The organism is Shewanella woodyi ATCC 51908 (genome assembly GCF_000019525.1).
GTDB lineage: Bacteria > Pseudomonadota > Gammaproteobacteria > Enterobacterales > Shewanellaceae > Shewanella > Shewanella woodyi.
In genome coordinates this window covers 4,830,771-4,846,947 of record NC_010506.1, presented here as the reverse complement: position 1 = coordinate 4,846,947, position 16,177 = coordinate 4,830,771, and the positions used below count along the sequence as shown (strand labels likewise).

Below are 16,177 nucleotides of genomic sequence, written 5' to 3'. Positions count from 1 at the left end.
GCTTATATTCAATGCAGTTGCTACTGCTTAACTCTCAGTACTCACATGGCTCAAAATGTAGTTGACGTCATACACTCTGCCACCTGAGTCTGTGGTGTTGCTATTGAATCCAGTGACTTCAACGACCGAAGAGGTCTCTTTGTCATAGGTTGAGCTGCCCCATAAAATATCACTATTGCTGCTCCCTATACCGAACTGTCCAATTGAATCGCGATTGGTTTGCTCATTAGTAAAGGTAAAGTAACGATAACCAGCTTGCTTACAAACCTCTGCCGATTTTAGCATGACATATTTTCGTGTTAATGCTCTGTCAGTGTTGGTGTTGCCAACAAAACTTATCTGCCAGCTGTCAGGTGCTATTTGCACTGTTTCAAAGCCTTTACCGAAAGTCCAAAAGCTTTTTTCTGTATCGTAAGGAGTGGCACAAGCGCTCAATATTAGTGCTAGTACGAGGGTTACGGATAAATTTCTTAATGATTTCATAATATTTCTCACTAAAAACTGTAGCTGACACCAAGTGTGGTAATCCATTGGTTTTTGCTATCGACAAGGGGAGAATCAGCTATTTCTGATGTTAGATGGGAGTAGCCTGCCGCTTGAGTAATGTCGAGGTGATCAGTGATCGGTACGACCATTACATAACCCGCTTGATAGGTAAATGCATCCTTGCCTTTAAATTCTGGGCGCTTGGTTGTGGCATCGGCCTTGGATACTCCGGTGTAGTAATCAACATAATCTTGACTGAAATAGTGTACGCCAGCGTAAGGAACGATATCTGCGAAGCCGATGTTCATAGGGAGATAGTATGTGATATCTGCTTGATAGCCGCCGTATACATCGGTTACATCATGTTGGAACTTAGTTGACAAGGTTCCATTTCCAAGCCTTATATCGACGTTCAAACCTAAATCACCACTGACTTTACGATCTTTCATACCAGCTAGCACATCGGCATCTTTTGCGTCAAAACCTGGGTTACCTACGGCAAAAACACTGAAGTTTATCTTGCTGTTGTTGTCACCTAAAAAGCGGTAGTTGATGCCTGCTAGATCGGCGTTAAAATCTTCGCCGTGGTAACCACCGTTAAAATAAACGCCTGTTGTATTATCTTGGCCTTTATAGAGCTCACTGCCAGTTGCTACGCCAGCACCTGCAAAGAATTTTCCTTGGTGGCTGTATATATTACCGTTACGGATATAAGTGTTATCTGCAGCGAAGGCATGGCTAGACAGTAGGACTGCAGAGATAGCGAAGCATAATTTTTTCATGGTGTGATCCTTAAAAACTGTATCGAGTGACTGTAGAGCTACTATATTCGAGCTATTCTTTTCACTCTGTATCCAAATGTATCCTGATACGATTTTACTGATCAGCCTGAAGAATCTAAGTGTACTTACCTCTTTAATCATTAGCTGTTTGAACCCTGCTTTCGTTCAGATACAAAAAAGCCATCAGGGTTATGTGATGGCTAATTTGCTGTTCGAAGCTCGAACCTAGGTCCTAGAACCTTCTTTCTTTATTTAAATTGCTCTCCAAACTACCGTTATTGCCAAGCTTTGGTCGAGAGTCCCTTGAACCGTGCTTTTGTTCAGACATAAAAAACCACTGCTATTGCTAACAATGGTTTCTCTCTTTTACTCGAAACCCGCGGCTCGCAGCTCGCAGCTTTCTTTATTTAAATTGCTTCTCCAAACTACCGTTACCGCCAAGCTTTGGTCGAGAGTCCCTTGAACCGTGCTTTTGTTCAGACATAAAAAAACCACTGTTATTGCTAACAATGGTTTCTCCATAAAATAAATTGCTCTCCAAACTACCGTTACCGGCGTAGCCCTTGAACCGTAGGTTCAAGGCGGGTAAATGAATAAATCCTAAGGCTTCTCGATACGAGCCGAGCTTGCACAGTGTCAATAAAACATTCACCCTGGGTTTGTAAGTATCGGCACAGGGACATTGCCGGCTCACGCGTAGCCCAGAGAGCAAAGCTGGTGTATTTAATTCGAATATCTATAGTCTTTACTATAGCGTTAATCTTCTCTTATTGACCGAATAAAATACGTAAACTGTTAATCTTCTTTGGTTGAACGCTCAACTAAGGCGTCCTCTAAAGTTGATTGTAGCAGACCGATCTTCTCATCCATCTGTCTATTGTAATCTTGATTTTTTTGCTGCTCTTCTAGCAGCTCATAGCCTATGTTCAGCGCCGCCATAATGGCAATCTCTTCACGACTTAAGTTGTTAGTTCTCGCTTTTAGCGAGGTTAACTGCTTCTCAAGTTTTTGTGCCACGTGCTGCAATGCTGTCTCTTGTCCCGGAGGGCAAGCGATGGAGTATGTGCGGCCTAGTAAGCTAATTTCAATAGCGTGGCTACTCATGAAGCTGTGGGTCCTTAAGTTTGGCTCTTGAGCGGACTATAAAGGTCTGCCTATCAAAGTGCAACATGAGTCGGGCTTTAGATGGGTAACTTTAGATTAAATGTTGTTTAGATAGACACACTTGAATAGTTAGTAGGCATTTCGTTGGATTTTTTGAGCACCGATTTTACTCGTGTGTTATGCCATTCCAGGCTCGCTTTTCCCAATTGCCGACTCTTTTTTAAGCTTTCTTTGAGATTTGTGGATGTTAGCCCTGCCATATGCTGGGTTTTCTTGGCTGTATCTGTCACTTCTGCTAGCATGAGCATAGTAATTTGTGTCATTGGAATATTGTTATGGCGACCCCCCCATCTTTACGTATCGACAACCTAAAAGCTGCACTTAATGCGGCCGATATTGCCCAACATCCCGTTGAGGTACATGGTGCCCTCGTTGGCCTTATTTGTGGTGGCATAGAGCAGTCCAGAAGAGAGTGGAGTGCCTCACTGCTTGAGTTGATGAATGATGGACAAGCCTTGCCTGAGTCTTTGCAGCATCTTATCGATGAACTCTATCAAGACACCTTAGCTAGGATCTCTGATGTAGACTTTGGATTCTCACCTATGTTGCCAGAGGAGGAGGAGCCTGTCTCGGTTCGCGTTGAAGCACTATCGCTTTGGGTGCAGAGCTTCTTGACTGGCCTAGCCATAGTTCAGCCTAAACTGCACAATGCATCGGCGGATGTGCGTGAAGTGATTAAAGATTTAGCCGAAATTGCACTGGTCGAGTTCGATGTTGCCGACGATGATGAGTCTGAAGCGGCCTATATGGAGCTCACCGAGTTTGCCAAAATGGCTGCGCTGCTTTGCTACTCTGAGTTTGGCCCAGAGCCATCGGAGTCACAAGCAGGTGTTATCCACTAAATACTGGCTCTCCTTAAACTGGTGAATGCCGAAAGCCCCAGATAATCATCTAGCATTGCCACAAGCAAGTTGACTTGTGGCGAAATAGAGAAGGTTAATGACTGCTCATACAGAACAAGATACCGATCTGATAAATGTCGATGTTGCCATCGTTGGTGGTGCTATGGCTGGGGCCACATTGGCTCTAGGTCTAAAAGGACTTGCTGATTCTCTTAAACGTCCTTTGAAAATCGCGCTTATCGAAGCTCATCGCCCCAATTCAGAACACCCTGGGTTTGATGCCCGCTCTATTGCCATCGCCCACGGCTCTATCTTCGAGTTAACTAAGTTAGGTTTATGGCCTAAGTTGGCCCATTTAGGGACGCCGATTGAGAATATTCATATCTCAGATCGTGGTCATATGGGGATGACGGAGCTCAACGCTGATTCGTTTCATCTTAACTATCTTGGCCAAGTTGTTGAACTTGAGCAGGTAGGCCAGGTGCTGTTTAAGCTACTTGATGATGCGGATATCTCCCTCTATTGCCCAAATAAGCTGGCATCGGTAGAGGCGAAAGTAGACGCGCAACTGCTGACTCTTGATGATGGCACTCGTATTAGCACGTCACTGTTAGTGGCCGCCGATGGCGTCAACTCTAAAGTGAGAGAGGCTTTTAAACAGCCCCTAGAGCAGGTGGACTTTGGACAGACGGCCTTAATTGCCAATGTCGAAACCGACAAAGCCCATGACAATTGGGCTTATGAGCGCTTTACCAACACAGGCCCTTTAGCTGTGCTGCCCATGTCATCAAATCAGGGCTGTGGCCGAGTTTCACTGGTGTGGGCACTAGACCCTGACCAAGCTAAACTTCTGCTTTCTATCCCTAAACCTGATTTTTTGAGAGCGTTACAAACAGCTTTCGGCTCAAGAGCTGGATTGTTTACCTCTGTGGGGGAGCGTTACTCATACCCCTTGATGCTCTCCTATATGCCAAGACCCATCTATCACAGAACTGTTTTTATCGGCAATGCAGCACAAACCCTGCACCCGATAGCGGGACAAGGGTTTAACTTAGGGCTGCGGGATCTGGTGAGCCTACTTGAGGTGATAAAGCAGGCGCTACAAGATGAGACTCAAGATAAACCTGTGGATCTGGGCAGTGCTCAGATTGCCCACGCTTATCTGCAGAGTCGTGAGCAGGACAGAAACAGCACCATCACCAATATTGAGTTCTTGGTGCGAGGGTTCTCAAATGAGCATTGGCCATTAGTGGCAGGCCGTAGTTTAGGTTTGAGGTTACTCTCCTGGTTTCCACCGCTTAAAACCCCTGTCGCCAGAACCGCGATGGGCTGGAAACAGTTTGGTTAAAATATCGGGGCTAAATCAAAGCACTTAAGCACCAAATCGTTCACACTGGCTTTGACCTAATTTAGCGTTAACGACAACTCTGTTATGTTTCAAAATGACTATGTATCAGAAATTTAAAGAATACGAAGCTCTACAGAAAGGGATATTAAAAGAAATCCTGTCTGAGTTAGGTGCAGAAAGCTTAGAAAGTGTTGATGAAGATGAACTGTGGGAATTTGACCAGCACTTGAAATCAGGCTGGAATATTACTCCTCATGGGGAGCATTTGAGCTGTTTGATAAATGCAACTATTAGAGTTGAAATTCCCCTATACGTGAGTGGTTGTGTTGGTATAGATGCTGGTCATTTTGTTGAATATTTAGTTAGCAACAATATAAATGGATATGATTACCAGCTAATCACAAAAGAGTTAGAGTCTTTAGGAATTAACGAGAAGGCTACAAAAATAAATCCCGAATTAACTTCGGATGTTTGGAAGTTAAATTAAAACATAACATGTCGCTGTTTCGGACCGCAGTTGTTGGCTCCAATTTTTGCAGAAAAGACCGCAAAAATACAGCCAACCTGCGGCCAGAAAGCTTAGCGTTAGCGAGTAAGTACAATTGAAAGGAAAACCGAATGTTGAGCACTAAAACCTATGACGTTGCTATTGTTGGTGGAGGCATGGTTGGCCTAGCGACTGCAATAGGCTTGGCCATGGAGAGTCTGCGTGTCGTGGTTATCGATGCGGGAGAAACTCAGACCGTCACAGGCTCACCTAAACTTAGGGTGAGTGCAATCAACAAGGCGAGTCAGCGACTACTGCAAAATATCGGTGCTTGGCCCTATCTCGATGAAGGGCGCTTGAGCCCCTATCAGAAGATGGCGGTGTGGGATAAGGACAGTTTGGGCAAGATATCATTCGATGCCCATAGTCTCAGTGAACAGTATCTTGGGAGCATTATCGAAAATGATAATATCGCCCATGCGCTGGTTAAGCGTGCTGCAGAGTTCGATGAGATCACCCATATCGAAAACCATAAGTTAGAAAAAATAGCCTTTGGTGAGCGTGAAGCCTGGCTCACATTGGACAATGGTGACAATGTCAGCGCTGCATTGGTTATCGGCGCCGATGGTGCAAACTCTTGGGTGCGCGAGCAGTGCAAGATCCCCATGACATTCTGGGATTACGGCCACCATGCTATCGTGGCTACAGTACGCACCGAGATCCCCCATCAAGACACAGCTCGTCAGGTTTTTCTTAAGGATGGCCCATTAGCTTTTCTGCCACTTTATGAAAATAACCTATGCTCTATTGTCTGGTCAGTGCCGCCGGCTAAAGCTCAGCAGTTGCTAGAGGGAGATAAACAGGCCTTTGAGCGTACCCTAACCGCTGAATTCGATGGTCGTATGGGCATGTGTCAGCTTGAATGTGATCCACAAGCTTTCCCATTACGTATGCGTTATGCGCGTCACTTTGCTCGACATCGTTTGCTGTTAGCGGGCGATGCTGCTCACACTATCCACCCCTTGGCGGGGCAGGGAGTGAATCTGGGTTTCCTTGATGCGGCGGCAATAATACAAACCTTAAGCGAGCTTAAACTTGAGGGTAAAGATCTAGGAGACTATAGCAACCTGCGGGCGCTTGAGCGTTGGCGTAAGGCGGATGCGCTGGAGATGATCGCCGGAATGGAGGGCTTTAAGCGTCTGTTCGAAGGTAGCCATCCAGTTAAGAAAGCGTTACGTGATTTTGGCTTAAATTTGGTCGATAATTTTTCTCCTGCGAAAACACTGTTTATGCAACAGGCCATGGGCAACAAAACAGGCCTTCCGGACCTGTGTAAAGCTCAATAAACAGAATCTAGGCTTATGGATAATAAGCCTGATTTTTCAGTAGGTTGTTTTACATTTGCTAGTAAATATTTTTTGAACATAAAATTTCTTACTTTTTGACATGAGAAAAAGTAATGACAAAAAGGTTCGGATTAGAAAATTCTCTTGTATACAAAATGCTGTTGCAAGGTATAATTTCGCCGCATTTTAACACCCCCTAGGGGAGTTAAGGTGCCGATACATCTTTATCTGTCGCATTTGATTAACATATCGAGTGCGTAAAAACACACTGGCCTGAGTTACCCTACGCCAGGTAAGACCCGAAAAGGGCAAATAAAGAAGAGATTATAATGGCTAATAAAACAGTACTCTTTAACAAGCACCTTGAATCAGACGCTAAGATGGTAGATTTCCACGGTTGGGATATGCCACTGAACTATGGTTCACAAATCGAAGAGCATCACGCGGTTCGTCAAGACGCTGGTATGTTCGATGTGTCACACATGACGGTCGTTGACGTCAATGGCACCGATGCCTGTGCTTTCCTACGTAAATTATTAGCGAACGATGTGGCTAAACTTAAGGTGCCGGGTAAGGCGCTTTATGGCGGCATGTTAGATCATAATGCCGGCGTTATCGACGACCTAATCACCTACTACCTCAACGACACTCACTACCGCATCGTGGTTAACTCTGCGACTCGCGAAAAAGATTTAGCCTGGATTGCACAAGAGGTCAAAGGCTTCGATGTTGTTATCACAGAGCGTCCAGAGCTTGCGATGATCGCCGTTCAAGGACCTAATGCTAAAGCTAAAGCCGCTAGCGTATTTAACACTGCACAAAATGCTGCCGTTGAAGGGATGAAGCCATTTTTCGGTGTACAAGCTGACTCACTCTTTATTGCTACCACAGGTTACACAGGTGAAACCGGTTACGAGATCATCGTGCCAGATTCAGAAGCCGAAGCACTATGGCTGGCATTGCTAGAAGCTGGCGTTAAGCCATGTGGACTCGGCGCACGTGATACACTGCGTTTAGAAGCGGGCATGAACCTTTACGGCCTCGACATGGACGAAAGCGTTAACCCACTTGCAGCTAACATGGGTTGGACTATCGCATGGGAACCAGCAGATCGTAACTTCAACGGTCGTGAAGCACTAGCAGCCATCAAGGCCGCAGGCACCGAGAAGATGGTTGGTTTAATCATGGAGGCCAAAGGCGTAATTCGTCCAGGTATGAGCGTCTTCTTCAGCGACAGTGATGGTGTCGAGCAACAGGGCACAATTACCAGTGGTACCTTCTCGCCAACTCTAGGTTACTCTATCGCCATGGCGCGCGTACCTAGAAGTATCGCAGATACGGCTGAAGTCGAAATGCGTAAGAAGCGTGTTCCTGTTAAAGTGATTGCACCATCGTTTGTGCGCAACGGTAAACAAGCATTCTAATTTTTCTTGGTTAATACTGGTTATTTCATTCTCCTTTGTTGTCGCCAGTGCTCATTGATACATATCAACTGCGCGCTGGCTCCTAAAATTAGAACGAAATTCCTGCGTATTAATCTCAGGAGATTAGGTAGGCAGTATGCTTACCCAATTGAAGATGTGAACTAACAGTGGTTATTTCATTCTCCTTTGTTGTCGCCAGTGCTCATTGATACATATCAACTGCGCGCTGGCTCCTAAAATTAGAACGAAATTCCTGCGCTTAAGCGCAAAAACTGATATAAGCCATATAGGCAAGTCAGTGTAATGTCTTATTAAATACAGAATTAGAACAACCGAATAAGGACTAAGAACAATGAGCAATATCCCAGCTGAATTGAAATACGCTTCTTCACACGAGTGGATCCGTAAAGAGGAAGACGGTAGCTATACCGTAGGTATCAGTGAGCACGCTCAAGAGCTATTGGGTGACATGGTATTTGTTGAACTTCCTGAAGTTGGCGATACCTTAAGTGCAGGTGAAGATTGTGCCGTTGCTGAATCTGTTAAAGCGGCTTCTGATATCTATGCACCACTTTCAGGTGAAGTATTGGCGGTAAACGAAGCGCTTGAAGATTCTCCTGAGCTTGTAAACAGTGATGCATTTGGTGATGGTTGGTTCTTCCGCGTGATGCCATCTGATGTCGCTGAAATTGACAACCTGCTTGATGCCGAAGGTTATCAAGCAGTTATCGACGAAGAGTAATCGCCGATTAAAAACAAAGCCTCATTTTTTCCAAAATGAGGCTTTGTTCGTTATAGCTAAGTGACTTTGATATCGATAGAAGTTATTTAGCTATTACACTTACACTCTAGTTTTTCAATCATACAACGAGACCGGTACCTTAGCCCCCTACAGGCGGATACTGGCAAATATGGAATTAGGTTTATCATGACCACTGAAACGCTTACTACACTTGAGCAGCATGATCGCTTTTTGGGCCGCCATATAGGTCCTGACAGTGAGCAACGCCAAGAGATGTTGAACTATGTTGGTGCAGAGTCTCTTGAAGACCTCACTACACAGATCGTTCCTGAGTCGATCCGCCTTAATCGCGATCTTGCCGTTGGCGATAATGTTAGCGAAGCTGAAGGCCTAGCCTATATCCGCCAAATTGCGGATAAGAACAAGGTGTTTAAGAGCTACATCGGCATGGGATACTACGGTACTGAGGTTCCGTCTGTTATTCAGCGTAACGTACTTGAAAATCCAGGTTGGTACACAGCGTACACGCCATACCAGCCTGAAATAGCTCAAGGTCGTCTCGAAGCGATTCTTAACTTCCAGCAGTTGTCGATGGATCTAACCGGTCTTGATTTAGCATCTTCATCTCTACTTGATGAAGCGACTGCAGCAGCGGAAGCGATGGCACTGGCTAAGCGTGTTTCTAAAGCGAAGAAAGCCAATATCTTTTTCGTTGCTGATGATGTATTCCCGCAAACACTGGATGTGATTAAAACTCGCGCCGAGTGTTTTGGTATGGAAGTGGTTGTAGGCCCTGCAGAAGAAGCGGTTAACTACGAGCTATTTGGTGCCCTGTTCCAGTACACCAACCGTTATGGCCAGATCACCGATTTCACCGAGCTATTTACCGCACTGCATGAGAAGAAGGCAATTATCTCGGTTGCTGCCGATATCATGTCACTGGTGATGCTAAAATCTCCAGGCTCTATGGGCGCCGATGTGGTATTTGGTAACTCTCAGCGCTTTGGTGTACCTATGGGATTCGGTGGGCCTCACGCTGCATTCTTCGTATCACGTGACGCACACAAGCGCTCATTACCAGGTCGTATTATCGGTGTATCACAAGATACTCGTGGTAATCGCGCACTACGTATGGCGATGCAGACTCGTGAGCAGCATATTCGCCGCGAAAAAGCCAACTCAAACATCTGTACTGCGCAGGTACTATTAGCGAACATGGCCTCTTTCTACGCCGTATTCCACGGTCCACAAGGGCTGAAAGTGATCGCTGAGCGTATTCACCGTCTCACTGATATTCTGGCCGCTGGTTTAACGGCCAAAGGCGTAGAGCTAGTTAACAATACTTGGTTCGACACACTTTCGATTAAAGGCTTAGATGCTAAAGCTGTGCAAAAGCGCGCAGATGCAGCGGGTATCAACCTGCGTGTCGACTCTTGTTCTGAGAGTGATGGCAGCTCTGATCAAGTGCTAGGTGTCAGCTTGGCCGAGACCACAACTCGCACTGATGTGACTCAACTGTTTGATGTCATCTTAGGTGAAGGCCATGGTCTGGATGTTGCTGCACTAGATGCGCAAGTGATGGCAGACAGCACCTCAGTGCCAGCAGAGCTTGTTCGTCAAGATGCTATTTTGACCCACCCAACATTTAACCGCTACCACAGCGAAACCGAGATGATGCGTTACATCAAGCGTCTCGAGAATAAAGATCTGGCACTTAACCACTCAATGATCTCACTTGGTTCATGCACCATGAAGCTGAACGCTGCCACAGAGATGATGCCAATCACTTGGCCTGAGTTTGGTAACATGCACCCGTTCTGCCCACAAGATCAGGCGCAAGGTTACGCGCAACTACTTGGTGAGCTCTCTGAGTGGCTAGTGGATATCACAGGTTACGATGCGGTATCACTGCAGCCTAACTCTGGCGCACAGGGCGAATATGCGGGTCTGCTTGCGATTAAGCAGTACCACGAGTCTCGCGGCGATGCACACAGAAATATCTGTCTGATCCCATCCTCTGCTCACGGTACAAATCCAGCATCGGCTCAGCTTGCTGGCATGAAGATCGTCGTTACCGCTTGTGATAAAGCAGGTAACATCGACATGGAAGATCTTAAGGCAAAAGCCGCTGAAGTGGCTGATAACCTCTCATGCATCATGGTGACCTACCCGTCGACTCACGGCGTGTACGAAGAGACAATTGGTGAGATCTGTGAAGTTATTCACCAGCATGGCGGTCAGGTTTACCTCGATGGTGCCAACATGAATGCTCAGGTGGGTCTGACATCACCTGGCTTTATCGGTGCTGACGTATCACACCTTAACCTGCACAAGACCTTCGCTATTCCACACGGTGGCGGTGGACCTGGTATGGGCCCAATCGGTGTTAAAAAACATCTAGCGCCTTTCCTATCTGGCCACAGCGTGGTTAAGCACGGACTTGAGTCAGACGGTAATGGCGCCGTATCTGCAGCGCCATACGGTAGCGCAGGTATCCTGCCAATCACTTGGATGTACATCAAGCTTTTAGGCAAACAAGGTCTGCGTGAGTCAACTCAGGTTGCACTGCTAAATGCCAACTACATGATGAAGAAGCTCTCTGAGCACTACCCTGTGCTCTATACAGGCCGAAACGACCGTGTCGCTCACGAGTGCATCATCGACCTGCGCCCATTGAAAGAGGCTTCAGGTGTGACTGAGATGGATATCGCTAAGCGTCTTAACGATTACGGCTTCCACGCGCCAACCATGAGCTTCCCTGTTGCGGGTACCTTAATGATTGAGCCAACTGAGTCTGAGTCTAAAGTTGAGCTGGACCGCTTTATCGAAGCAATGGTCTCAATTCGCGCCGAAGCGGCACGAGTCGAGTCTGGTGAGTGGCCAGTAGACAACAACCCGCTGCACAATGCACCGCACACGCTCGCTGATATTATGGATCCAGAGTTTGACTCACGTCCATATAGCCGTGAAGTGGCCGTGTTCCCGACGGCAGCGGTTAAGCAGAATAAATTCTGGCCAACGGTTAATCGTATTGATGATGTGTATGGGGATAGAAATCTTTTCTGTGCCTGTGTACCCATCTCTGACTACGAATAATTGCTGCTTGGGCTCGCTACTGCGGTGTTAAACCTCGGCTCCAGTCCTCATTGACTGGAGTCAACTCCGGGCTAGAGCCTTCGGTTCGCCTAGCAGTAGCATCGCCAGCGACGCAATTATGGAATAGTTAGCTTCATTTGGCTGGAGCTAGATTTGAAAGCGAACCGATTGGTTCGCTTTTTTATTGGGGTAGAAAAGGCAAGTTTTCGCACATCTCGAAATAAAGAGTTTGACTGGAGTCAACTCCGCGGCGAAAACGTCAAACTTCATTGTCTTAGCATCGCCAGCGACGCAATTATGGAATAGTTAGCTTCATTTGGCTGGAGCTAGATTTGAAAAGCGAACCAATCGGTTCGCTTTTTTAGTTTCCATAGTCATCCACTACTTTTACGTTTCTATTTAAAAATATTTATCTCTCTAAATAATCTCCACACTTCCTGAACATTTACTCCTTAATCTAATACCAATTCGAATTGATATCCAAACTGCTCTACTAAGGATGTATCCCCAAAGGGTAACCGAATTTTGACGTATTTGAAATGAACAAATTAAGGTGACAGAGATGATAAACAAGGTAACTTTTCCCCTGAACTGTATTGCGCTTATCTTGGCAAGCCAACTTACTGGCTGTGGTAGCGATGGTGATAACGATAGCAGTACCCCAACCGACAGTGCCCCACCAGTAATTACTCTCGTTGGTAACGAAAGTATCGAAGTTGTGTATAACGCCGTATTTGGTGACTTGGGTGCAGAAGCTCATGATGATACAGATGGTTCAATCACCGTAACAACGCAAGGAACCGTCGATACCAGTATGCCTGGTACCTATGAGCTGACTTATATTGCAACAGATGCCAGTGGTAACTCGTCTCAAGCTACCAGAACAGTGGTGGTGCTAGAGGATACCTCGCAAAGCGCAACCATTACCACGCCAGGCGCACCGTTTTCATTCTTTTATGATGGTGTTTTGAAAGGTGCAGATTATTGGTCCGAAGAGCCACAAATCTTGTCGGCGGGCATGGGCTTTGATGGCATTGTCGCAATTGATGCTCCAGAGTTAACGATTGATTCTGTCCTTGCGGCGGGTGGTGCTTGGTCATCAGACATTGATTGTGGTACGGGCGCTCAAAACTACACTGCAACTTCAACTCGCGATCAAGTTTCTGGGGCTTATATTATTCAGACTCCTTATGGGGAACTAAAAGACGACGCTATCGGTCTCGATGGTTTGCCCATTGTGCTTAGTTGGCCGATTGATACCCGTACTCTAAGTCTCACGGATTTTCAATTTACATTAAACACTGGTGACATTGTAAGGCCGTTGGCTATAGGCCCCTTACCTAACTTTGAAGACAATGAGCGAAATACACCGGTAGCTTTTGGAGAATTTGGCAACAGGTTACCAAGCGACCATCCTGATGCTCGCTTCCCGATAAAGCTTGAAATTGTTGAAGATGACACGCCATTGATGATGGTTGGCCCAGGCGGTCAAGTCGTCAGTGCCGTAGGGCTTACCTGGGAAACCGATTCCAGTCCGTATGATGAGAATAACGGTCCAAGATTAGTCGGTGCGAAGTTAAATCGCATCGAGGGACAGATGGATGGAGAAGGGATCAGTACACTACAACCATTAATTCCAGCAAATGACGCCACAGTCTTATACGATGAAGGTGATTTCATGCTGAGAATGTTAACATCTGGTGGTTTTTCACCAGATGGTGTAAGTGGTCTAAAACCTAACGAATTTGAACGTTTCTTTCGAATTCACGCAAATGGGTTGGACGGCAACACGGTCATTATCGATAAAGTCGGAGAGGAATATGCTGTGCAGGGGGGCACGCTTAGAGTGGTTGGTTTGTCAGATCTAGGTCAGCCTGAAATTGGCGAAGTTACATTTGATGCTTGTTACAGTGAAGACAGGGATAACTATATCGACATCATTTTGGTTGGCGATGAAGAAGCAGCGAGAAACATTACCATACTTGAAATCCCAAGTTTAGAAGAAGGTTATTCAGCATTTTATAACCCAGGTGGTCCAGGTAGCACCCCTTTCGAAGGCGTGAGTTACTCAGCCCCTGGCCCACGCGATCTTGAGCCGGTGATCATTGCCTTAGATGATCCAATGCGTGTGACTTACGTCCCAGGATCTGAGAACGTTGAAGCGCCTGATAACCTAATGACTTTCCAATTTGAAGGTATTGAACGCGAATATTTGTTGAATGTGTCTAGCAATTATACGGGCGATGTACCCGTGCCTTTATTGTTTGATTTTCATGGATTAAACAGCGCAGCAGAAGTGCAATATAGTGACAGTCAGTTCAATCAGATTTCCGAAACTGAGAACTTCATATTAGTCACTCCGCAAGCGATTAATGGCTGGAATGTGACTGGATTTCCGCTAGGTGGTAATGCCAATGATCTGGGCTTCATTGATGCCTTAATTGCGCAGCTATCAACAGCGTATAACATCGATACCAATCGTATTTATGCGGCGGGCTTTTCATTAGGCGGCTTCTTTTCCTTTGAATTGGCTTGCCAGTATAGCGACACATTTGCGGCAATCGCCCCGGTTTCCGGTGTGATGACACCAGCTATGGCTGCCGACTGCGTACCAGAGCGTCCAATCCCAATACTGCAAACTCATGGCACCGCAGACGATCAACTTCCTTATGCACAAGCTCAAACTGTCTTGCAGTGGTGGATTAACTTTAATCAAACGGATTTGGAACCTGTCATCACTGATTTAGAGGACAGATTCCCTGAGAATGGCACCACGGTACAGCGTTATGTGTACGGCAATGGAGACAACGGTGTATCTGTTGAGCATTTAAGAATTGAAGGTGGTCAGCATATATGGCCTGGGTCTGCGGGAGACAGCGATACTAATATAGCAGAAGAAATATGGTCTTTTTTTGAAAGCTATGATCTGAATGGAAAAATTAATGATTGAATAAAAACTCAAGTTGATGGTTCAAATTTGAACCATCAACTAAATTTATTATTAAATTGAGACTTGACTCCGTATAAGCAGATTATTTGAAACAGAATTAATAGCTGACACGTTTTTGTCCAACTAAAATTTAGCAATAACCTTTATGCTGTGACTATTGAATAAGCTCTAGATATCCACTCTTTAAATTCAGTAAATATCGGATAAGAGATAATTAAACTCGGATCACTGTCCGCCTATGCACATTTTCCCCTTCTCAATTCCTTATTAGAGAGCCCCCCTGAATTACGCTCTCTGCAACAAAATGAAAATACTGCACAATCTCCATACTTCCTGAACATTTACTCCTTAATCTTACAATTGTCCACTGAGGATACGCCCACAAAGGGCAACCAATATTACTTCGATTAGGAGAAATAAAATGAAAAAATTAACAGGTGCAATCATTGCCTTAACATTCACAGTAGCAGCTGCAACTCAGGCTTATGCAACAGGTTTTGGTGACAGAATTGCCAGCAAACTTGATTTAACGCCTGAGCAAACAGTTCAGTTCCAAGAAGTTCAATCTAAGCGCAAAGCTCAGATGGAAGATGGATTAAAAATCAGAGAGCAAATCAAAGCCCTTGCCAGTTCTGGTGATATTGATGGTGCTGCAATTTTAGCAGGCCAACAAGCAGAGAAAAAAGTTCGTACCATGTATGCACTAAAAACAGAGTTGACGAGCTTTTTAACTAAAGAGCAAATAGGTACGTTAGCTGAAATTCGTGATCATATGACAGAGAAAAAAGAACGGTTGAAAAAATTCATCAGCAACAAATAAAGTAATGAATAAATATTCCATGAGCTAAGTTAGTTTCGGCTGTGATACTGAAGCTAACTAACCTCGGTGTAGATAATAATCAAAAGAACTAACACCTAATAGTTAAGAGCTAAGCGTAAGCAACTCCAATTCACCCTTTTTACTAGTAAATAAGTAGTATAGTGAATATCAAATTAACAAATATCTTCAATACCAATCACCATATTGTTGATATGGAACTTAAATAAAAGGAAAAACACATGAAAAAACGAGTTTTAAACATTTTACTCGCTTCTTTTTTTACTGTCTTTGCAGTGACTGCTAGCGCTGGTGATGGTTCAGAAAAGCATACTCAAGCAGAGCAACAAATTGAAGAGATAAAAGCACGTTTGAATTTGACAGAAGAACAAAAAGAGCAAGTTACACCTATCTTTAAAAAAAGCATGGAAAAACGACAATCAACCCTAAAAAGCTATGGCATTGACCTTGAAAATCAAAAGACCAAATCAGGTCAAAAAATAGGGTTTCGTGAGGCTCGTAAATTGAAAAATGAAATGGATGAAGTTCGCTCTCATACACTGACAGAACTTAAAACTGTGCTTACAGATGAGCAGCTAGTGGAATATGAAGAAATTCAAGAAGAAATTGCCAGCAAAATTCGCAGTAGAATCAGAGCTGCACGATAAATTCTCTAACTGGTATTAACGCCGT

General features: G+C 45.1%; 13 protein-coding genes and 1 other RNA gene. 10 read left to right on the top strand and 4 right to left on the bottom strand.

Going from position 1 to position 16,177, the window contains the following annotated elements:
* Positions 1-27: 27 nt before the first annotated feature.
* The 4 genes from SWOO_RS20410 to SWOO_RS20400 form a co-directional block, all read right to left on the bottom strand.
* A complete protein-coding gene (locus SWOO_RS20410; RefSeq protein WP_012326563.1) occupies positions 28-483 on the bottom strand; it encodes a CC0125/CC1285 family lipoprotein in 456 nt (151 codons plus the stop codon).
* Positions 484-494: 11 nt separating this feature from the next.
* Complete coding sequence (gene ompV / locus SWOO_RS20405) at positions 495-1,268, bottom strand: outer membrane protein OmpV (RefSeq protein WP_012326562.1); 774 nt, start codon at positions 1,266-1,268, stop codon at positions 495-497.
* A 530-nt stretch (positions 1,269-1,798) separates the two neighbouring features.
* Positions 1,799-1,979: non-coding RNA, 6S RNA (ssrS, locus tag SWOO_RS26115), on the bottom strand.
* An 84-nt stretch (positions 1,980-2,063) separates the two neighbouring features.
* Positions 2,064-2,372, bottom strand: coding sequence for a cell division protein ZapA (locus SWOO_RS20400; protein WP_012326561.1), 309 nt, complete (start codon positions 2,370-2,372; stop codon positions 2,064-2,066).
* A gap of 335 nt (positions 2,373-2,707) precedes the next feature.
* On the opposite strand from SWOO_RS20400, the gene SWOO_RS20390 reads away from it, so the two are divergent.
* From SWOO_RS20390 to SWOO_RS20345, 10 genes are all read left to right on the top strand, one after another.
* Positions 2,708-3,274, top strand: coding sequence for a UPF0149 family protein (locus SWOO_RS20390; protein WP_012326560.1), 567 nt, complete (start codon positions 2,708-2,710; stop codon positions 3,272-3,274).
* Between the two features lie 97 nt (positions 3,275-3,371).
* Complete coding sequence (gene ubiH, locus SWOO_RS20385) at positions 3,372-4,622, top strand: 2-octaprenyl-6-methoxyphenyl hydroxylase (protein WP_012326559.1); 1,251 nt, start codon at positions 3,372-3,374, stop codon at positions 4,620-4,622.
* A 94-nt stretch (positions 4,623-4,716) separates the two neighbouring features.
* A complete protein-coding gene (locus tag SWOO_RS20380) occupies positions 4,717-5,109 on the top strand; it encodes a hypothetical protein (protein WP_012326558.1) in 393 nt (130 codons plus the stop codon).
* A gap of 131 nt (positions 5,110-5,240) precedes the next feature.
* Positions 5,241-6,455: an FAD-dependent 2-octaprenylphenol hydroxylase gene (locus SWOO_RS20375; protein ID WP_012326557.1), complete on the top strand. Its 1,215-nt coding sequence runs from the start codon at positions 5,241-5,243 to the stop codon at positions 6,453-6,455.
* Positions 6,456-6,784: 329 nt separating this feature from the next.
* Entirely contained in the window at positions 6,785-7,879 is a 1,095-nt protein-coding gene (gcvT, locus tag SWOO_RS20370; protein WP_012326556.1) for a glycine cleavage system aminomethyltransferase GcvT, read from the top strand.
* A gap of 352 nt (positions 7,880-8,231) precedes the next feature.
* Entirely contained in the window at positions 8,232-8,621 is a 390-nt protein-coding gene (gene gcvH / locus SWOO_RS20365) for a glycine cleavage system protein GcvH (RefSeq protein WP_012326555.1), read from the top strand.
* Positions 8,622-8,807: 186 nt separating this feature from the next.
* Positions 8,808-11,717, top strand: coding sequence for an aminomethyl-transferring glycine dehydrogenase (gene gcvP, locus SWOO_RS20360; RefSeq protein ID WP_012326554.1), 2,910 nt, complete (start codon positions 8,808-8,810; stop codon positions 11,715-11,717).
* A gap of 562 nt (positions 11,718-12,279) precedes the next feature.
* Positions 12,280-14,667, top strand: a complete 2,388-nt coding sequence (locus SWOO_RS25625) for an immunoglobulin-like domain-containing protein (protein WP_012326553.1) — start codon at positions 12,280-12,282, stop codon at positions 14,665-14,667.
* A gap of 421 nt (positions 14,668-15,088) precedes the next feature.
* The gene (locus SWOO_RS20350; RefSeq protein WP_012326552.1) at positions 15,089-15,487 is read left to right on the top strand and encodes a Spy/CpxP family protein refolding chaperone; all 399 of its coding nucleotides are present in this window, start codon (positions 15,089-15,091) and stop codon (positions 15,485-15,487) included.
* 239 nt (positions 15,488-15,726) lie between these two features.
* The gene (locus SWOO_RS20345; RefSeq protein ID WP_012326551.1) at positions 15,727-16,152 is read left to right on the top strand and encodes a Spy/CpxP family protein refolding chaperone; all 426 of its coding nucleotides are present in this window, start codon (positions 15,727-15,729) and stop codon (positions 16,150-16,152) included.
* The last annotated feature ends 25 nt before the right edge of the window (positions 16,153-16,177 follow it).